Below are 18,272 nucleotides of genomic sequence, written 5' to 3' on the forward strand. Positions count from 1 at the left end.
TGGGTCCCTTCCCTCGCCTGCGGCTCGGCCTGAGGATGGACAATGAGCAGTTTTTCTTAACCCAAGGATGACAAGGGCGGCGTATCGTCGGGCACGAAGAAATCGGGCATCAGCGGCTTCGTCGGATCGACGCGATACTTCTCGAAATCGGTGATGCCCTCGCCGTGCAGGAACACATCGTCGATGAGGAAGTGACCCGAGAAGCTCGTCGAAGGCTTCCGGAAGACCGCATAGGCCGCATCGGCCAGGATCTCCGGCGTGCGGCTCGCCTGGACGATCTCCTCGCCGCCGAGCAGGTTCCTGACGGCGCTCGTGGCGATGGTCGTGCGGGGCCAGAGGGCGTTAACGGCGATGCCCCTGGGCCTCAACTCACCCGCCAGGCCCAGCACGCAGATGCTCATGCCGTATTTCGCAAGCGAATAGGCCACATGCGGCGCAAACCACTTCTCGCTCATGTCGAGGGGCGGCGACAGCATGAGGATGTGGGGGTTCTCGGCCTTTTCGAGATGCGGGATCGCATTTTTCGACACCATGAAGGTGCCGCGCGTGTTGATCTGGTGCATCAGATCGAAACGCTTCATGTCGGTGATCGAGGTGGGCGTCAGGCTGATGGCGCTGGCGTTGTTCACCACGATGTCGAGGCCGCCGAAGGTTTCGACCGTTCTCTCAACAGCCCCCTTCACGGCTTCCTCGTCGCGCACGTCCACCACGAGCGGAAGCGCCTTGCCGCCTGCCGCCTCGATCTCTTCGGCCGCCGTATAGATCGTGCCCGGCAGCTTCGGGTGCGGCTCTGCGGTCTTGGCCGCGATCACCACGTTGGCGCCGTCCTTCGCGGCGCGAAGGCCGATGGCGAGACCGATGCCGCGCGAGGCGCCGGTGATGAAGAGAGTTTTACCTTTGAGAGTCATCGTGTCAGCTCGCGAGCGCCAGAGTTGCATCCTGCAGGAAACCTGCACCGTTCAAGACCGTATCCTCAAGCCCCCCTGCGCCCACCGCGATGTTCTCCGCAAAGAACCGGCACAAGGCGATGCGGCCCGCATGCGCCGGGTCCCCATCGCCGCCGGCCATCGCTGCATTTGCGGCAAGAGCCATCTCGGCAAGGGCTGCGCCGCCCTGCGCCAAGGCGAAGAGGCGCAGGTATGGGGTCGCGCCCGCCAGGGCCTCGCCCTGGGCATTGGATGAGACCTGCTGCAGCAGATGGCTCGTCGCCCGGTCCAGGCTCTCGATGGTATCCCGCAGGCGGGCGGCCGTGGTGCCGAAGGCGGGCGTACCCTCCTTCATGAGGCGCGCCACCGTCGCCCGCATGGCGGCGATCTGCGCCCGCACCGTCTGGCCACCCGACAGGGGCAGCTTGCGGACCACGAGGTCGATGGCCTGGATGCCGTTCGTGCCCTCGTAGATCGGTGCGATACGCGCGTCGCGGTAGTGCTGCGCCGCACCGGTCTCCTCGATGAAGCCCATGCCGCCATGGACCTGAACGCCGATGGAGGCAACCTCCATGCCGATATCGGTCGAGAAGGCCTTCGCCACGGGCGTCAGCAGGGAGGCGCGCTCGTGAGCCTTCTTCCGGCGCGCGGGATCCTCCTCCAGGTGCGCACGGTCAATGGCTTCCGCCGTCATGTAGCAGATGGCGCGGGCTGCAGCCGTGAGCGCCTTCATGGTGAGGAGATTGCGCTGCACGTCCGGGTGAACGGCGATGGGGCTCATGCCTTCCACGGCCCCGATGGCGCGGCCCTGCTTGCGCTCGTTGGCGTAACCCAGCGCCTGCTGGTAGGCGCGCTCGGCAATCGCCACGCCCTGCAGGCCCACGGCGAGGCGGGCGTTGTTCATCATCGTGAACATGCAGTTGAGCCCGCGGTTCTCCTCGCCCACGAGCCAGCCGACCGCGCCGCCGTTGTCGCCGAAGATCATGGTGCAGGTGGGCGAGGCATGAATGCCGAGCTTGTGCTCGATGCTGTGACAGCGCACGTCGTTGCGCGTGCCGTCCGGCAGAAATTTCGGCACCAGGAACAGCGAGATGCCGCGGGTGCCGGCAGGCGCGTCGGGCAGGCGGGCCAGGACGAGGTGGATGATGTTGTCGGTCAGATCGTGCTCGCCATAGGTGATGAAGATCTTCTGGCCCGTGATCCGGTAGGTGCCGTCGCTGGAGGGTTCGGCGCGGGAGCGAAGCGCTGCAAGGTCGGAGCCTGCCTGCGGCTCCGTGAGGTTCATGGTCGCTGTCCACTCGCCGGAGACGAGCTTTTCGAGATAGCGGCTCTTCAGGTCCTCGGTCGCGTGAATGTTCAAGGCCTCGATCGCCCCCATGGTGAGCACCGGACCGATGCCGAAGGCCATGGAGGCGGCGTTCCACATCTCGACGCAGGCGGAATTGAGCAGTGTCGGCAGTCCCTGTCCGCCGTATTCCACAGGACCTGGAAGCGCGTTCCATCCGGCTTCCGTCCAGGCAGTGTAGGCAGCCTTCCAGCCGGGCGCGGTGGTCACCACGCCGTCCTTCAGGACCACCCCATGCTTGTCGCCGTCACGGTTGAGCGGCGCGATCACGTCGTTGGCGAAACGGCCCGCTTCCCCCAGGATTGTTTCCGCCAAATCCGCGGACAGATCCCCATAGACCCCGTCGGCAACGGCCCAGTCGAGGCCCGCCACATGCCGCATGGTAAAGACGATGTCCGAAACGGGCGCGCGGTAGGTCATGGGTGTTTCCTCTCCAGCGAAGGGCTTTTCATATTGACGCGTGTTCTTGCGCGGTTAAACCCGCCCAGCAAGCGCTAATCCCGCAAGGGCAAGGAATAGTTTAGACGTGAACGATCCCGGGTCAATGCTCCAAACGGAACGCCTGACCGCCGATGAGGCCGGTCTTGCCCAAGCAGCGGCCGTCCTGCGGCGCGGCGGGCTCGTGGCCTTCCCGACGGAAACGGTCTACGGGCTCGGCGCCGATGCGACGGATGCGACGGCGGTCGCCCGCATCTATGCGGCCAAGGAACGCCCTAGCTTCAATCCCCTGATCGCTCATGTGGACAGCGTCGAGGCCGCCCGAATCCAGGGCATCTTCGACGAAACGGCGCAACGGCTGGCGGATGCATTCTGGCCGGGCCCGTTGACCCTGGTGGTGCCGGCCGCTCCCACGTGCACCGTGTCGGATCTGGCCCGCGCGGGCCTCGACAGCCTGGGGCTGAGGGTACCGGCCCATCCTCTTGCGCATGAACTTCTGAAACTCACCGGCCGGCCCGTGGCCGCGCCATCCGCCAACCGCTCGGGCCGCGTGAGCCCGACCGACGCGGATCACGTGCTGGGCGATCTCGATGGACGCATCGAGGCGGTGCTCGATGGCGGCGCAGCCCAGGTGGGGGTGGAGTCGACCATCGTGGCCTGCCTTGGCGGCGCGCCTCGCCTCCTCAGGCCGGGCGGCGTTCCGCGTGAGGCCATCGAGGCCCTGATCGGCATGAGGCTCGAGGGTGGATCGGAAGGCGGCAAGAGCCCGCTCGCGCCGGGGATGCTCGCCTCCCACTATGCGCCGCGGGCGCGGGTGCGCTTGAATGCGACGAGCGTTCAGGCGGGCGAGGCCGTTCTGCTGTTCGGCTCAGGGGTCCTTCATGGCGCGGAGGCGGCTCAAGCCTCCCTGAACCTCAGCAAAAACGGCAGCCTCGTGGAGGCCGCCGCTCATCTGTTTTCCTATCTCCGGCAACTCGACGCATCGGGTGCGCCAACCATTGCGGTCGGCCCGATCCCGGAGACCGGCCTCGGGGAAGCGATCAACGACCGCCTCCGGCGCGCCGCGGCGGAGCGGTGACCCGCCCCGCCTGAGCCCCTTACTTCGCTGCGAGCTTTGCGGCGATCTGGGCCACGTGCTTGCCCTGGAAGCGGGCGCCGTCGAGGTCGATCTCGGTCGGCTGGCGCGAGCCGTCGCCGGCAGCAACCGTCGAAGCGCCGTAGGGCGAGCCGCCGCGGATCTGATCGACGCCCATCTGCCCCTGGAAGGAGTAAGGCAGGCCGACAACCACCATGCCGTGATGCAGGAGCACCGGCAGGGTGGTGAGGATCGTGGCCTCCTGGCCGCCGTGCTGGGTGGCCGTGGAGGTGAACACCGATCCCACCTTGCCGATGAGCTTGCCCTGCGCCCAAAGACCGCCGGTCTGGTCGAGGAAGTTCTTCATCTGCGCCGTCATGGTGCCGTAGCGGGTCGGCGTGCCGAAGATGATCGCGTCGTATTCCGGCAGCTCGGCGACGGTGGCGATCGGAGCCTTCTGGTCGACCTTGTAGTGAGCGGCCTCGGCCACTTCCGCCGGCACGAGCTCGGGTACGCGCTTGACCACGACCTCGGCGCCTGCCTCGCGAGCACCTTCGGCGGCCGCATAGGCCATCTGCTCGATGTGCCCCCAGGACGAATAATAAAGAACCAGAACCTTGGTCATGTGAACTCCAACAGGTTGGGATGTGACGCAGAGCGATCGGCTTCCAGGCTCGTCGTTGCCTCGAACTGGAAGGACATCGCGCTCCGTTTGTGTGACGCCAGGAGGATAAGCTTTCCAGGCTGCAAAACCAGTGTTAGATATGCAGGGTGTCTCTTGCGTGAATGCAAACCTATGGCCAAACAGCAGCATCTCGACTGGGACGATTTCAAGCTTGTGAAGATCATCGCGGAGGCCAATGGCCTTGCCGGTGCGGCCGAGCGCCTTGGGGTCAATCATTCGACTGTTTTTCGGCGCCTCGGCCAGATGGAGGAGAACCTCGGGGTCAAGCTTTTCGAGCGCCACCGGACCGGCTACGTGCTCACCGCCGCCGGCGAGGAGATGGCGGCTCTTGCCGAGCAGATGGACGAGAACGTCACCGCCTTCACGCGCAAGCTCGCAGGCCAGGCGGTGGCGCCTGCCGGCGAGCTGCGGGTGACCACCAACGACACGCTCCTCGTGCACATGCTCACGCACATCTTCGCACGGTTTATCAAGAACTGCCCGGAGATGCGGCTCGACGTGGTGCTCGCCAACCAGGCGCTGAACCTGTCGAAGCGCGATGCGGACGTGGCCATCCGCGCCACGGACGATCCGCCGGAAACCCTGGTCGGGCGGCGCGTGGCGACCATCGCCTGGGCCGTTTACGGCCGCGCCGTGGACTTTCCGGATCTGCGCAGCCCGGCCGACATCGATCTGGCCGATCTGTTCGACCGGCACTGGGTTGCGCTTGGGGATAACCTGGCGACCCTCAAGGTGGCCCGTTTCGTGCGCGAGCGGGTTGCTGCGGAAAACATCGTCTACAAGGTCAACACGGTCCTTGGCCTTGCGGAAGCGGTGGAAGCCGGAACCGGCATCGGCCCCCTGCCCTGCTTCATCGCCGACGCGAGTCCCAACCTCGTTCGCCTGTCGGAGGTCAACCCGGAATTCTCAGCGGGACTGTGGCTCCTGACCCACCCCGACCTGCGCCAATCGGCCCGGGTCCGTGCCTTCATGGATTTCATGGCAGCCGAGATCGGCAAGCAGAAGAGATGGATCGAGGGCAGCGGCAAGAGAGCCGCAACCCTGCTGTCGGCGGACTAGCACTCAGCTTCCACCGACCTCTACCACGACGCGCCCCTTGATGCGCCCAGCCACGATCTCCTTCCCCGCCTCGAGAATCCCTTCGAGCGGAACGGTCGACGTCATGGCGGCGAGCTTGTCGTGGTCGAGCTCCCGCGCCAGCCGGCCCCAGGCCTCAAGCCGGAGCTCCCGGGGCGCCATCACCGAATCGACGCCGAGGAGCGCCACGTTGCGCAGGATGAAGGGCGCAACGGAGCCGGACAGGTCCATGCCGGCAGCCAAGCCGCAGGCCGCAATGGCGCCGCCGTACTTGGTCATCGACAGCACATTGGCGAGAATCGTGGAGCCCACGGTGTCGACGCCGGCCAGCCACCGTTCCTTGGCGAGCGGACGGGAGGGACCGGTCAGCTCCGCCCGGTCGAGGATTTCAGCGGCTCCCAAACCCTTCAGGTAATCCGCCTCCTCGGGCCGTCCGGTCGAGGCGATCACATGCCAGCCGGCCCCTGCCAGCAGCGCCACGGCCACGGAGCCGACGCCACCGACGGCGCCCGTCACGATGGCAGGACCGCGACTGGGCTGAAGGCCGTGCCGCTCCAGGGACATGAGGCACAGCATCGCCGTATAGCCTGCCGTTCCGATGGCCATCGCCTGCCGGGGCGACAAACCCTGAGGAAGTGGGATCAGCCAGTCGCCCTTGACGCGAACCCTCTCGGCATAGGCGCCGAGATGGGTCTCGCCCAGGCCCCAGCCGTTCAGCACCACGGCGTCGCCGGGTTTGAAGTCGGGGTTCGAGGAGGCCTCCACCGTGCCTGCAAGGTCCACGCCGGGGATCATCGGAAAGCGGCGCACCACCGGCGCCTTGCCGGTGATCGCAAGACCATCCTTATAATTGAGCGTGGAATGGGACACGCGGACGGTGACGTCGCCGTCCATCAGATCGGCCTCGTCGAAGGTGCGAATCCCGACGCTCTGGCCAGCTTCCGTCTTGTCGATCACGACGGCCTTGAATGCGCTCATCCCGATTCCTCCCCTCATTCCTTTGTCCGTACCATTTGTGGCGCGGCAGGGGATCAGGGCAAGCGCATCGTGCGGACCCGCAGGGCCGCGTCAGCGAAAAGTGGGCCCGGTTTTCCGCACGATGCTCGAGAAAGCCTATTCCTTCGCAGCAGTGGCGCGCTTACTCCGCAGGCTGCAGGGCAGGCGCGCGGTCGACGGGCTGCTCCTTGATCGGCAGGTTGATCAGGGCGGAGGCGAGGCCGAGCAGAACCGAAAGCCACCAGACCGCGCTGTAGTTGCCGTTGATCTCGTACAGGAGGCCGCCGAGCCAGACCCCGAGGAAGCCGCCGACTTGGTGCGAGAAGAAGGCGAAGCCGTAGAGCATGGCCATGTAGCGGGTGCCGAACATCAGCATCACGAGGGAGGATGTGGGCGGCACCGTCGAGAGCCACAGGAGGCCGATGGAAATGCCGAACAGGATCGACGTGACGGGCGTCGCCGGCAGCAGGATGAAGGCCGCAATGGCGACCGAGCGTCCGAGATAGATCCAGGCGAGCAGCCAGCGCTTCGACATGCGGGTGGACAGCCAGCCCGAGCCGAGGGAGCCGACCGCATTGGCAAGGCCGATGACGGCGAGCGTCCACCCGCCGATGGCGGCGGAGAGACCGGCGTCCTTCAGGTAAGCCGGCAGATGCACGGTGATGAAGGCAAGCTGGAAGCCGCAGGTGAAGAAGCCGAGCACCAGCAGCACATAGGAGCGATGCTGGAAGGCTTCCGTGAGCGCCTGGCGGATCGACTGGTTCGGCATCGCGGCCGGTCCAGCCTGCGTGGAGGTCGCGGTTGATCGCGTTGCGAGAGCGATGGCCAGGGGCATCACGAGCAGGACGCTCGCCGCAAACACCAGGAGAGCCTGCTGCCAGCCGAACGAATCGATCAGCACGTTGCCGATGGGCGGGAACAGGAACTGGCCGAAGGATCCCGCCGCGGTCCCTGCCCCGAAGGCCATGGGGCGCCACTTCTCGGGCAGGAGCTTGCCGAAGGCGCCCAGCACCAGGTTGAACGAGCATCCGGAGAGGCCGAAGCCGATGAGCACGCCGGCGCCCAGCTGGAGCATTCCGGGCGTGGTCGCATAAGCCATGACCACAAGACCGAGCGCGTAGAGCAAAGCGCCGGCACAGAGCACCCGGAAGGCGCCGAAGCGATCCGCCACCGCTCCGGCGAAGGGCTGTCCGACGCCCCAGAGCAGGTTCTGAACCGCGATAGCGAGACCGAAGGTGTCCCGGCCCCAACCGTATTCGGTGATCATGGGAAGCTGGAACAGGCCCGAGGACGCCCGGGGTCCGAAGGTGATCAGCGCGATCAGGCAGCCGGAGAGGACGATGAGTTCCGGCGAGACGCGGGACTGAGCGGGAGATGCGGACATGGCCACGGCCCTTGTAGGGAAAGCAGGGTCGCACCCTAGCTCAAGTCATGCATCGGCAACATTGAAAGTTTGTCGCCTTTGGTATGACGCTTTGTGATGGGTGAAAGGAGTGGCCCATCACTTGGGCCACCCCTTTCCGGCTTGGGCAGTCTATTCGTCAGATGACGGCGAAGTCCTTATACGTAAGGGGAAGGTTCTTCTTGATCACTGCGAAATCAACGGCAGCCTTGGACCCTGAGCCGTCGGCATCGTAGGACAGAACGCCCGTCTTCTTGTTGTAGATGATGTAGTCATCCTTGTCCTGGGCCTTGTCGGCAATCTTGAAGTAGGATGCCTTGAGCTTAGAAGGGTTATCCTCAGTCCCCTTTTTTCCAAGCTTCTTGAAGATGCCGTTCTCCAGCCAGATCGTGTCGTCTTTTACCTTGAAATCGACGATGGTGTCCTTGTTGGTTCTTTTGTTCGGCGTCGTGCTGAAGACGAAGAAGTCCTTGCCGCCCCCTCCGGTGAGCTTGTTCGCGGCGCTGTTTCCAATCAGATAGTCGCTGCCGAAGCCGCCAATCGCATTCTCGATGACCGCCCCCTTGGCGATGGTGAAGCCACCGGCGACGTTGATATGCTTGGAGATGAAGCCGCCGGCGTTCGGATCACCATTCGCCAGGGTAGCGGCCCGCAAGTCGATGACCACGCTCCAGATCGCGCCTCGAGCAGTGATCGTATCGTTGCCGCCGGCATCCCAGATGCAGGTCCAACCCGTGGCCCTGCCGACGCCCCACTCCTCGTCCCAGTCGTTGTATGTGGGCAGCTCGTAAACGTTGTTGCCAGTGGCCGTCGTCATGTTGGCGCCGTAGATCGCCTGAAGGGCAGCGATGTCGAACGCCCCGAAGCTCTTCATGGAGCCCCATTTGCCGTTCGGATGCCCGGTATTCTGAAAGCTCCAGTTACCCGACATGACGGTGAAGGGCGCCTGGTTGAGGCCGAACAGGCCAGGGTCGTTCTCACCATTTATACCAGGAAACTCGGCATGGGCCTGCCGCAGGCCGAGCGCCTTGCCGACCATGTTCAGGAGCATCGTGTAGCCCATGCCGCCAGGGTGCGAGCGATCCCACGCGTCCCCGAAGTAGACGCTATGGTAGAGCCAAGATTGGGTTCGGTTGGCCTCAAAGCTCTCCTGCGGGGTGTCGGCATCCGTCCAGATCCCGCCACTTCCCCAAAACTCTATATGAGTTTTCCAGAGAACCACATTCGCGGCACTTGCAGGCCGGTCGGTGTCACCGAACACAGGATCAATATCGAAGTTGATCTGCGCAACTGCGGAAGCGTTCGCCAGTGCGTTTATGATCGGCACTGCGTCTATATCCCGATAATCGCCTACGATCCACTCCCGTGGGTCGGTTGGTCCCCAGTCTGCGAGATAGGACTTCCCATCAGAGTTAGTCTTTGGAAGCACCCCGCCATGGTGTGCTATCGATCCCGGGCGGTCATAATCCAAGCCAAAATCGAACGTGATCGGCCCGGTGCTCATGTCCCAAACCGCGCCACCCGCAACCAGCGCGTCAATGTAAGCGCTGCCGTAGCCTGTGCCTGAAATCGTGCGAAAGCCTGCCATTTACGATTCACCCAGTTAACGTACACAAACCTTTTATACAAAATTACGTTACAGACAAGATGTGCTAAGGCGCACATCCCATAGCTGCGACAAGCAATGAACACGCCGACCGGCGTGTCGACCCTAGAGGGATGCACGATGATTGGAAGCATAGACGGGGGCGGCTCTAGAGGCTAACCTTCTGGGTGCTGCCCTTCCCCGTCACAAAACGGTTCATGCCGGCGTCGAGGCTGCCAGGAGCAGTCTAAACCACGAAGAAATCGTTGTGCGTCATCGCAAGGCCCTTCTTCAGGGTGGCGATCTCGACAGGCTTGTATTTGGAGCCGGAGCCGTCAGCATCGTAAAGGAGCACGCCCTTCTTGCTGTCGTAGATGATCCGGTCCTCCCGGTCCTTCGCCTTGGACGCCTTGACGAACATGTCCTTCTTGAACTTCACCGGGCTGTCATAGGAGCCCCGCCCGAGCTTGAAGTCCTGATTGTCGAGCCAGATCGTGTCCGACGCGACGCTGTAGTCGGCAATCTGGTCCTTGTTCGAGGATTTGTTCGGCTTGGTGTCGAACACGAAGAAATCCCGCCCCGCGCCGCCCCTCAGGACGTCGTTGCCGCCGTCGCCCCAAAGGATATCGCTGCCGGCATTGCCGATCAGCGTGTTGGCGGCCCAGTTGCCGATCAGCTCGTCGGCTCCGCTTCCCCCGACCGCGTTCTCGATGATCACGCCGTTTGCAATCGTGAAGCCGCCGGCAACGCCGGTTTCATTGGAGATGAAGCCGCCGGCATTGGGATCGCCGGTTCGCAGGGTTGCCGGGCGAAGGTCGAGAACGACGGCTGAGGACGCATGGGCCGCGCTGAGCGTGTCCGATCCGCCCGCATCCCAGATGCAGGACCACCCTTCTTCGCCCACATAGGGGCTCGAGGTCGGCAGCTCGTAGGTATCGTTGCCAAGAGCCGTCGACATGTTCGCACCATAAAGCGCCTGCAGGGCCGCGATGTCGAAGGCGCCGAGGCCTCCTTGGGCGCCGAAGGTCTTGTCGTAGGTGCTCCCGTCCCATCCGGCATTGTAGGACATGACTGTCCAGACGCCCTGGTTCAGGGCGTGATCGCCCCTTGAGCCTGCCTCCGTCACGCCCGGGAAGTTGGACGCGCCCCACTCGGTTCCCCCATCATGCGGGTGAGCCAGGCCCAGGCCATGCCCTAACTCGTGAATGATGGTATGCCGACCGTCACCGCCGAAGGCGAGGCTGTCCCATGACGGTGCCAGGGGATTGAAAAAGCCCCAGAGCTGGCTGTTGCCCTGATCTGCGACCGGCACTTCATGGTAACCGGCCGTATCGGCTCCGAGATCGGTCTTCCACCAGACGATATCTGCGTGAGCCGCCGAAGCGGCCGCCTCGAACTGCAACCCGCAAACGCTCTCGTAAACTCTTACGACTTCGTCGAAGACCGCATATTCATGGTCGAGCCAATCGTAGAACCCGGTATTCCCGTCAACGATGTCGCTGTACCCGTGAACGGCCTCTGCCTTGTCGTAATCCTCGGCCTGACCGAACCAAACCTTGATCGTTCCGTTCGCCATGCTCCAGGCGGCACCGCCCCAGATGAGGGAATCCGTATAGACGTTGCCATAGCCATGGCCCGGAACGTCGTGTCGAATGATAGCCATGGCATCCTCGCCTGAGATCTCGTGTGCATGAGTTATAATACTTCATTTCACGACTCAAAGTGCAGAAATGCACAAACCGAGGTCGTTCAGGTCTGCCCCGGCTTCAGCTTGTAGAAGATGTGGCGTCCGATCACGTCCATCTTCTTCAGGCGACGGGCCCAGCCGGGGCGGACGTAGTTGGCGTGGTAGTGGGTAGCTCCCCCAACGTCAGCCAAGTAGGTCTTGCCTTCGAGAACGGCGCTGGCGACGCGCGTTGCGCGCTCCCATGAGTCGGTGTCGCGAATGCGCAGGGCCTTGCCTTCGCAGGCGAAGGTGAACTGGCAGGCCAAGTGGCGATGACGGTTCTGGTACACCACGCCGCAGATGGTGGAAGGATAGAGCCCGCTCTTCATCCGGTTCAGGATCACCTGCGCGACGGCCGCCTGTCCTTCCTCGGGCTCGCTGCGGGCCTCGAAATAGACGGCTTCGGCCAGGCAGCGCTGCTCCTTGCCCAGGTTGTCCGGGTCGATCAGATCCGCATAGCGTGGGCGATCCGGGTCGCCGGACTTCGGCATCACCGTCATATCGCCGTAGCCCCCGCGGTCGAGGCGCGGGGACTGCAGGGACACGGGAGCTGCCGCGATCTCGATGGGGGTCGCCTCGACAGGGGCCGGCGTGGTCGAGGACAAGGTGACCGCGCGCTTGACCATGGGGGTCGTGGGGCTTGCCGACGCACCCGTCGACCCGGCTGCCGCCGCCGCAGGCGATTGAACCGAGGTGGCCTGGCGCGTCGTGGTGAACTCGGGAGCCTCCCAGGGCTCGAAAGCCTGCTCCAGTTCAGGCCCTTCGACCTGCCCCTCCATCAGGACTGTCGGGGGCAGAAGGTTCTCGTCCCGGCTGTAGAGGAGCCGCGCGCTACCCGCCTGATCGAGCACCGAGCGCAACTGCCCTGCCCGCCGAGACAGGGTGGCCTGGGGCGCCACCAGGGGGTTGCCCTTGAGGGCGCGGTCGACCACCGCCTCCGTGCCTGCATCGGCCTTGCGGTCGGCTTTCAAGGGAGCGCCGTCGGAGGCCTCATCGGGCAGGTCGTACCGAGGCAGGGAGCGTAGAATATCGCGCTCGATCCCGAGCCTGCCGCCGGCGAGGGAGGCGCCCGTGGGAGGGATGAGAGCCGTATCGGTCAGGCGGCCTGCGGCGCTGCGCGCCGCAAAGCTCACGCCGGAATGAAGATCGTTGCTGGCGGATGCCGTGAACGAGATCAGAAGCCCCGTTGCCAGTGCCCAGGGGGCCACGGTGGCGCAGATCCATTTCACCCGAGATCGACGAGACCGAAGACGCACGCGCAACACCCTGCAAAAACTAAAACAATCCGAAGCATCCAGCAGGACGGCTCCGACGCCTTAAAGTTATCGCGGGTTAAGGTTGATGGGTGGTTAAGAGGAGTTCCTCTCACCGGGCCGCAGCTGCGGTGGCCTGGCGCTTCCCGGCCAGCTGCCTCAGCAACCGGGCGCTCTCGGGATCGGCGGGAAAGAAGGCCTCGATGGCCAGTTCCGACAGGGTGACGTCCACCGGCGTGCCGAAGATCGTGGTGGTGCTGAACAGGGTGAGCACGCCCTCGTCGGTGGTCAGCTGGAGCGGCACGACGATGCCCGCGTAGTCATGGCATGTCGTCGTGGCGCGGGCGGCATCGGGCGTCGGATAGGACCGCAGCTCCTCGGCAAGCCCCCCCAGAACCGCATCGCCCGTCGCGTCCACCTGACGCTGCAGGCGGTGAACAAGATGGTTGCGCCACTCGGTGAAGTTCACGATGCGGCGCGCCAATCCCGCCGGATGAACGCTCAGGCGCAGCACATTCACCGGCGGCTTCATCAGGGCCGGATCCACATCGCCGATCAGGGACACGAGAGCCTCGTTAGCGGACACCAGCGACCAATGCCGGTCGACCGCAAGCGCCGGATAGGGATCGTGCCCTTTGAGCACGAGATCCACCGCCTGTCGCATGCTCCCGAGGGCCGGATCGTCCAGCGAGCGCTCCGAATAGACCGGTGCGAAGCCCGCCGCCACCAGCATGATGTTGCGTTCGCGCAGGGGCATGTCGAGCTTTTCCGCCAGCAGCAGCACCATCTCGCGGCTCGGCTGCGAGCGGCCGGTTTCGAGGAAGCTCAGGTGCCGCGTGGAGATCTCGGCATCGAGAGCCAGGTCCATCTGGCTGAGGCGCCGGCGCTGGCGCCATTCGCGCAGGTAGTCGCCTACATGCGGGGTGCTGTTCACGGGTTGAGGGCTTGCGGTTTTCATGGGCGGACCATAACGCGACGCCGGCGGATGTTCCATGACCTCGGAGGTAATCGACCGCGCTCAGAGCCTGCGCAATCCTTTGTCCAAGGTTGATGGCCTCAACCGGTGAATCACAAGGAGCCAGCCATGATGACGATCCATTCCTCCCCGCTTCTCCGCCAAGCCCTCGTGGCGGATGCCACCACCAGCGCCGCCTTCGGGCTGCTGATGCTGATCGGCGCCGGGCCGTTGAGCGGCATTCTCGGTTTGCCGGAAATGCTCCTGCGCATCGCGGGAGCGCTCCTCCTGCCCTACTCCGCCTTCATCGGCTGGCTGGGCATCCGCGAGCAGATCGGGAAGCCCGTCGCCTGGGCGGTGGTGCTGGGCAACGCCCTCTGGGTGGCCGACAGCCTGCTGCTTCTGGTGAGCGGCTGGGTGCAGCCGACGAGCGCGGGCTATGCCTTCGTGATCGCGCAGGCGCTCGTGGTGCTGATGTATGCGGAGTTCCAATATGTGGGACTGCGTCGGTCAACGGAAGCGATGGCGTGAGATAGCGAGCGCCCCCTGTCATCCCGGACGGACAATGCCGATCCGGGATGGCGCTTTGGCGCCCTATCCCCTGGCATCCCGCCCGTTGAAGGGGATCGTCCTGAGGTCCGCCAGCTCCACCGTCTCCAGGCAGCGCACGTTGATCGCCGCCGTCGCCTCTCCGGTCGGCTGCTTGCCCTCGCCGAAAGGGGCGGCGCCGCAGGTGGAGCAGAAACGGTGCTGGATCGTATGCGTGTTGAAGGTGTAGGTGGAAAGATCCTCCTCGCCGCGGATTACCTTGAGGGCTCCGCGCGGCACGAAGGTCAGCAGGTAACCCTTCCGGCGGCAGATGGAGCAGTTGCATTCGATGACCTGCTCGAGATCCGTCTCGACCTCGAACGCCACCTTGCCGCAATGGCATGAGCCCGTGTGCAGCGCCATTTCCCGATCCCTCTACGCTAAGACCCCAAAGCCACCATCAGGGTCACGATCAGCCCCGCGCCGATCACGGCGACGAAGCGGTCCCCCATGGTGAGCGGCTCGGTCCTCCCCTGCGCGGCCAGCTGCCCGATCGCAAGATCGAGCAGCAGCGACACCGCGAAGGGCCAGGCCGCGGGCGGCAGGGCAAGCTCCTGCAGGTCTGGCCGCTGCCTCACGACGAGACCGATCGCGATGCCGGAGACCAGCACCGCGGCGATGTAGAGCAAGCGAGTGCGCGACAGGGCCATGTGCCTTACGCCTGGCTTGTAGCTTTGCTGCCCAGGGCTGCTTGGGCTGCGGCCAGGCGGGCGATCGGCACCCGGTAGGGCGAGCACGACACGTAGTCGAGCCCGGCCGCCTGGCAGAAGTGGATCGAGGCCGGATCGCCCCCGTGCTCGCCGCAGATCCCGAGCTTGATGGTGGGCCTCGTCGTCTTGCCGCGCTCGACCGCAATCCTCACAAGCTCACCCACGCCCTCCTGGTCGATGGTCACGAACGGATCGGCCGGCAGCAGTCCTTTCTGCGTATACGGGCCCAGGAACGAGGCCGCGTCATCGCGCGAGATCCCCAGCGTGGTCTGCGTCAGATCGTTGGTGCCAAACGAGAAGAACTCCGCCGCCTCCGCGATCTCGCCCGCCCGCAGCGCCGCCCGCGGCAGCTCGATCATCGTGCCCACCTGATACGCGATGGTCACCCCGCTTTCCGCCTGCACGGCCTCGGCCATGGCCACGATGCGCTCCTTGACCAGGTCGAGCTCCGCCTTGGTCATCACCAGCGGCACCATGATCTCGGGAACAACAGGCTGGCCCGTGCTGCGGCCGGCCTCCACCGCCGCCTCGAAGATGGCCCGCGCCTGCATCTCGGCAATCTCCGGGTAGGCCACCGCCAGGCGGCAGCCGCGAAAGCCCAGCATCGGGTTGAACTCGTGCAGCTCGAGCGCGCGGCGCTTGAGCTTCTCGACCGGGGCGTTCATGGCCTTGGCCACCTCCTGCATCTCTTCTTCCGAGTGCGGCAGGAACTCGTGCAGGGGCGGATCGAGCAGGCGGATCGTCACCGGCAGCCCGCTCATGATGGTGAACAGCTCGGCAAAGTCCTTGCGCTGCATCGGCAGCAGCTTGGCCAAGGCCGCCCTGCGGCCCGCCTCGTCGTCGGACAGGATCATCTCGCGCACCGCCACGATGCGGTCGCCCTCAAAGAACATGTGCTCCGTGCGGCACAGGCCGATGCCCTCCGCCCCGAACGAGCGGGCGGTCTTGGCGTCGAGCGGCGTTTCCGCATTGGCGCGCACCTTCATGTGCCGCACCGCGTCGGCCCAGCCCATCAGGGTGGCGAACTCGCCCGACAGCTCCGGCTCCAGCATCTTCACCTGGCCCAGCAGCACCTGGCCGTTGGAGCCGTCGATGGTGAGGATCTCGCCCTTCCGCAGCACCTGGCCGGCCACCGTGAGAGTCTGGGCGGCATAGTCCACCCGGATCTGGCCTGCACCCGACACGCAGGGCTTGCCCATGCCGCGGGCCACCACCGCCGCGTGCGAGGTCATGCCGCCGCGGGTGGTCAGAATGCCTTCCGCCGCATGCATGCCGTGGATGTCCTCCGGCGAGGTCTCGATGCGCACCAGGATCGCCTTCTGGCCCGCCTTCTTGGCCGCCTCCGCGTCGTCCGAGTTGAACACGATCGCGCCCGAGGCCGCGCCCGGCGAGGCCGGCAGGCCCGTGGCCAGGATCCGGCGCTCGGCCTTGGGGTCGATGGTGGGGTGCAGCAGCTGGTCGAGGGCGGCGGGATCGACGCGGGTGACGGCCTCTTCTTCCGTGATCAGCCCCTCGGAGGCGAGCTCCACGGCGATGCGCAGCGCCGCTTTGGCCGTGCGCTTGCCGTTGCGGGTCTGCAGCATCCAGAGCTTGCCGGTCTCCACCGTGAACTCCATGTCCTGCATGTCCCGGTAGTGCTTCTCCAGGATGCCGTAGATGCGCACCAGCTCGTTGTAGGCGTCGGGCATGGCCCGTTCCATGGAGGGCTTGTCGGAGCCCGAGGCAAGGCGCGCCTTCTCGGTGATGTCCTGCGGGGTGCGGATGCCCGCCACCACGTCTTCCCCTTGCGCGTTGATCAGGAACTCGCCGTAGAGCTCGCTCTCGCCGGTGGAGGGGTTGCGGGTAAAGGCCACGCCGGTGGCCGAGGTCTCGCCCATGTTGCCGAACACCATGGCCTGCACGTTCACGGCCGTGCCCCAGCTGGCCGGAATGGCGTGCAGCTCGCGGTACTTGATGGCGCGGTTGTTCATCCAGGAGCCGAACACGGCCCCGATGGCGCCCCAAAGCTGCTCCTGCGGCTCCTGCGGGAAGGGCCGGCCGAGCTCCTTCTCGACCAGCGCCTTGTAGCGTGGGAGAATGGCCTTCCAGTCGGCGGCGGTCATGTCGGTGTCGAGGGAGTAGCCGCGGCGGTCCTTGTACTCGTCGAGGATCTCCTCGAAGTGGTGGTGCTCGAGGCCCAGCACCACGTTGGAGTACATGGTGATGAAGCGGCGGTACGAGTCGTAGGCGAAGCGCTCGTCGCCGGCGCCCTGGGCGAGCGCCTCGACGGTGACGTCGTTGAGCCCGAGGTTGAGCACGGTGTCCATCATACCGGGCATGGAGGCGCGGGCGCCGGAGCGGACGGACACGAGGAGCGGGTTTGCGGCGTCGCCGAAGGTGCGGCCGGTGAGGCGGCCGACGTAAGAGAGGGCGCTCTCGACCTGGGCCTTGAGCTCGTCCGGATAAGTGCTGCCGTGGTCGTAGTAGTAGGTGCAGACTTCCGTCGTGATGGTGAAGCCCGGGGGCACGGGCAGGCCCAGGTTGGACATCTCGGCGAGGTTCGCCCCCTTGCCGCCCAGCAGGTTCTTCATCCCCGCCTGGCCCTCGGCCCGTCCATCCCCGAAGGTGTAGACCCACTGCGTCATCACTCGACCCCTTGGCTCAAAAACGCCCTGCTGCAGCGCAGGTGTTGGCTTGAAACATGTGGAGCCCAAACGCAAGCTGAACAGCCGAGGTTCCGGGTTTTTCTGGCGGAGTAGCCTTTTGGGTCAGGGGAGGAGCCCGCGAGCGGCCGCTCGCGAGCATGTCCACGAAGTACCTCATGGCCAAGAAAAAGGCGGCCCCAAAAGCCGCCTTGCTTCAGACCCGGTAGCGCCCGTTGCGCTTCACGTAGACCGTGGTGCCCACGGGAACGCGCTCGTACAGGTCGGCCACGTCCTCGTTGAGCATGCGGACGCAGCCGGAGGAGACCTGCTCGCCGATGCTCCAGGGCTCGTTGGTGCCGTGGATGCGGAACAGGGTGTCCCTGCCGTTCTGGTGCAGGTAGAGGGCGCGGGCGCCGAGCGGGTTGTCGAGGCCGGCCTCCATGTGGCGCGGGAGATCCGGCTTGATGCCGATCATGGTCTTGGTGGGCGACCAGGCAGGCCAAACGCCCTTGCGGCCGACGGAGGCGACGCCCCGCCAGGAGAAGCCCTGCTTTCCGACGCCGACGCCGTAACGGATCGCCTTGCCCTCGGGCTGGACGAGATAGAGCATGCGCTCGTCGATATCGACCACGATGGAGCCCGGCTTCTCCGAGCCCTTGTACTCCACCGTCTGGCGGGCGTACTTCGCGTCCATCCTGCGCCGGTCGACCAGCGGGATGTTGTGCGGCTGGTCCGGGATCGAGCCCACATACCAAGCGGCATCATCGTTCGCCGAGGCTACCGGCTGTTGGGCGGTCTGGCATGCAGCCAGGGGCGCGCTCAGGAGAGCGGCGATCAGGAGGCGTCGAATCATCATCGGTCTTCTGAATTGAATCGGTTGCCGCCTA

At 65.2% G+C, this 18,272-nt stretch carries 16 protein-coding genes; 3 read left to right on the forward strand and 13 right to left on the reverse strand.

Features of this window, described 5'->3' with window-relative positions:
* Window positions 1–56 precede the first annotated feature (56 nt).
* Window positions 57–908: an SDR family oxidoreductase gene (locus JKG68_RS08260; protein ID WP_202057959.1), complete on the reverse strand. Its 852-nt coding sequence runs from the start codon at window positions 906–908 to the stop codon at window positions 57–59.
* 4 nt (window positions 909–912) lie between these two features.
* Entirely contained in the window at window positions 913–2,691 is a 1,779-nt protein-coding gene (locus JKG68_RS08265; protein WP_202057961.1) for an acyl-CoA dehydrogenase family protein, read from the reverse strand.
* Between the two features lie 106 nt (window positions 2,692–2,797).
* Here JKG68_RS08265 and JKG68_RS08270 point away from each other — a divergent pair, with 106 nt between their 5' ends.
* A complete protein-coding gene (locus JKG68_RS08270; RefSeq protein ID WP_202057970.1) occupies window positions 2,798–3,787 on the forward strand; it encodes an L-threonylcarbamoyladenylate synthase in 990 nt (329 codons plus the stop codon).
* Window positions 3,788–3,806: 19 nt separating this feature from the next.
* On the opposite strand, the gene wrbA is transcribed toward JKG68_RS08270, so the two are convergent.
* Entirely contained in the window at window positions 3,807–4,409 is a 603-nt protein-coding gene (gene wrbA, locus JKG68_RS08275) for an NAD(P)H:quinone oxidoreductase (RefSeq protein WP_202057976.1), read from the reverse strand.
* A gap of 171 nt (window positions 4,410–4,580) precedes the next feature.
* Here wrbA and JKG68_RS08280 point away from each other — a divergent pair, with 171 nt between their 5' ends.
* Window positions 4,581–5,528: a LysR family transcriptional regulator gene (locus tag JKG68_RS08280; protein ID WP_202057978.1), complete on the forward strand. Its 948-nt coding sequence runs from the start codon at window positions 4,581–4,583 to the stop codon at window positions 5,526–5,528.
* A 3-nt stretch (window positions 5,529–5,531) separates the two neighbouring features.
* Here JKG68_RS08280 and acuI read toward each other — a convergent pair whose 3' ends face one another.
* From acuI to JKG68_RS08310, 6 genes are all read right to left on the reverse strand, one after another.
* On the reverse strand, window positions 5,532–6,524 hold the full coding sequence (acuI, locus tag JKG68_RS08285; RefSeq protein ID WP_202057981.1) for an acrylyl-CoA reductase (NADPH): 993 nt from the start codon (window positions 6,522–6,524) through the stop codon (window positions 5,532–5,534).
* Between the two features lie 160 nt (window positions 6,525–6,684).
* Window positions 6,685–7,926 carry an MFS transporter gene (locus JKG68_RS08290; protein ID WP_202057983.1) on the reverse strand — a complete coding sequence of 414 codons (1,242 nt, stop codon included), beginning with the start codon at window positions 7,924–7,926 and terminating at the stop codon, window positions 6,685–6,687.
* A gap of 157 nt (window positions 7,927–8,083) precedes the next feature.
* Window positions 8,084–9,532, reverse strand: a complete 1,449-nt coding sequence (locus JKG68_RS08295) for a M10 family metallopeptidase C-terminal domain-containing protein (RefSeq protein ID WP_202057986.1) — start codon at window positions 9,530–9,532, stop codon at window positions 8,084–8,086.
* Window positions 9,533–9,776: 244 nt separating this feature from the next.
* Window positions 9,777–11,192, reverse strand: coding sequence for a M10 family metallopeptidase (locus JKG68_RS08300; RefSeq protein ID WP_202057989.1), 1,416 nt, complete (start codon window positions 11,190–11,192; stop codon window positions 9,777–9,779).
* A gap of 86 nt (window positions 11,193–11,278) precedes the next feature.
* The gene (locus tag JKG68_RS08305; protein WP_312890754.1) at window positions 11,279–12,463 is read right to left on the reverse strand and encodes a cell wall hydrolase; all 1,185 of its coding nucleotides are present in this window, start codon (window positions 12,461–12,463) and stop codon (window positions 11,279–11,281) included.
* A gap of 157 nt (window positions 12,464–12,620) precedes the next feature.
* A complete protein-coding gene (locus JKG68_RS08310) occupies window positions 12,621–13,466 on the reverse strand; it encodes a helix-turn-helix domain-containing protein (RefSeq protein WP_202057994.1) in 846 nt (281 codons plus the stop codon).
* A 126-nt stretch (window positions 13,467–13,592) separates the two neighbouring features.
* On the opposite strand from JKG68_RS08310, the gene JKG68_RS08315 reads away from it, so the two are divergent.
* Window positions 13,593–13,994 (forward strand): hypothetical protein, encoded by a 402-nt coding sequence (locus JKG68_RS08315; RefSeq protein WP_202057996.1) that lies wholly within the window; start codon window positions 13,593–13,595, stop codon window positions 13,992–13,994.
* A gap of 63 nt (window positions 13,995–14,057) precedes the next feature.
* Here JKG68_RS08315 and JKG68_RS08320 read toward each other — a convergent pair whose 3' ends face one another.
* The 4 genes from JKG68_RS08320 to JKG68_RS08335 form a co-directional block, all read right to left on the reverse strand.
* Entirely contained in the window at window positions 14,058–14,414 is a 357-nt protein-coding gene (locus JKG68_RS08320; RefSeq protein ID WP_202057999.1) for a GFA family protein, read from the reverse strand.
* A gap of 17 nt (window positions 14,415–14,431) precedes the next feature.
* Entirely contained in the window at window positions 14,432–14,701 is a 270-nt protein-coding gene (locus JKG68_RS08325; protein ID WP_202058001.1) for a hypothetical protein, read from the reverse strand.
* Window positions 14,702–14,706: 5 nt separating this feature from the next.
* Window positions 14,707–17,385: a pyruvate, phosphate dikinase gene (gene ppdK, locus JKG68_RS08330; RefSeq protein WP_202058003.1), complete on the reverse strand. Its 2,679-nt coding sequence runs from the start codon at window positions 17,383–17,385 to the stop codon at window positions 14,707–14,709.
* A 214-nt stretch (window positions 17,386–17,599) separates the two neighbouring features.
* The gene (locus JKG68_RS08335) at window positions 17,600–18,241 is read right to left on the reverse strand and encodes a L,D-transpeptidase (RefSeq protein ID WP_202058005.1); all 642 of its coding nucleotides are present in this window, start codon (window positions 18,239–18,241) and stop codon (window positions 17,600–17,602) included.
* Window positions 18,242–18,272: the final 31 nt, after the last annotated feature.

Origin of the sequence: Microvirga aerilata (assembly GCF_016743775.1) — a bacterium.
GTDB lineage: Bacteria > Pseudomonadota > Alphaproteobacteria > Rhizobiales > Beijerinckiaceae > Microvirga > Microvirga aerilata.

Excerpts from the sequence above, each read along its gene's own strand:
- JKG68_RS08260 (WP_202057959.1), bottom strand. The coding sequence starts at position 908 with ATGACTCTCAAAGGTAAAACTCTCTTCATCACCGGCGCCTCGCGCGGC.
- JKG68_RS08265 (WP_202057961.1), bottom strand. The coding sequence starts at position 2,691 with ATGACCTACCGCGCGCCCGTTTCGGACATCGTCTTTACCATGCGGCAT.
- wrbA (WP_202057976.1), bottom strand. The coding sequence starts at position 4,409 with ATGACCAAGGTTCTGGTTCTTTATTATTCGTCCTGGGGGCACATCGAG.
- JKG68_RS08280 (WP_202057978.1), top strand. The coding sequence starts at position 4,581 with ATGGCCAAACAGCAGCATCTCGACTGGGACGATTTCAAGCTTGTGAAG.
- acuI (WP_202057981.1), bottom strand. The coding sequence starts at position 6,524 with ATGAGCGCATTCAAGGCCGTCGTGATCGACAAGACGGAAGCTGGCCAG.
- JKG68_RS08290 (WP_202057983.1), bottom strand. The coding sequence starts at position 7,926 with ATGTCCGCATCTCCCGCTCAGTCCCGCGTCTCGCCGGAACTCATCGTC.
- JKG68_RS08295 (WP_202057986.1), bottom strand. The coding sequence starts at position 9,532 with ATGGCAGGCTTTCGCACGATTTCAGGCACAGGCTACGGCAGCGCTTAC.
- JKG68_RS08300 (WP_202057989.1), bottom strand. The coding sequence starts at position 11,192 with ATGGCTATCATTCGACACGACGTTCCGGGCCATGGCTATGGCAACGTC.
- JKG68_RS08310 (WP_202057994.1), bottom strand. The coding sequence starts at position 13,466 with ATGAAAACCGCAAGCCCTCAACCCGTGAACAGCACCCCGCATGTAGGC.
- JKG68_RS08315 (WP_202057996.1), top strand. The coding sequence starts at position 13,593 with ATGATGACGATCCATTCCTCCCCGCTTCTCCGCCAAGCCCTCGTGGCG.
- JKG68_RS08320 (WP_202057999.1), bottom strand. The coding sequence starts at position 14,414 with ATGGCGCTGCACACGGGCTCATGCCATTGCGGCAAGGTGGCGTTCGAG.
- JKG68_RS08325 (WP_202058001.1), bottom strand. The coding sequence starts at position 14,701 with ATGGCCCTGTCGCGCACTCGCTTGCTCTACATCGCCGCGGTGCTGGTC.
- ppdK (WP_202058003.1), bottom strand. The coding sequence starts at position 17,385 with ATGACGCAGTGGGTCTACACCTTCGGGGATGGACGGGCCGAGGGCCAG.
- JKG68_RS08335 (WP_202058005.1), bottom strand. The coding sequence starts at position 18,241 with ATGATGATTCGACGCCTCCTGATCGCCGCTCTCCTGAGCGCGCCCCTG.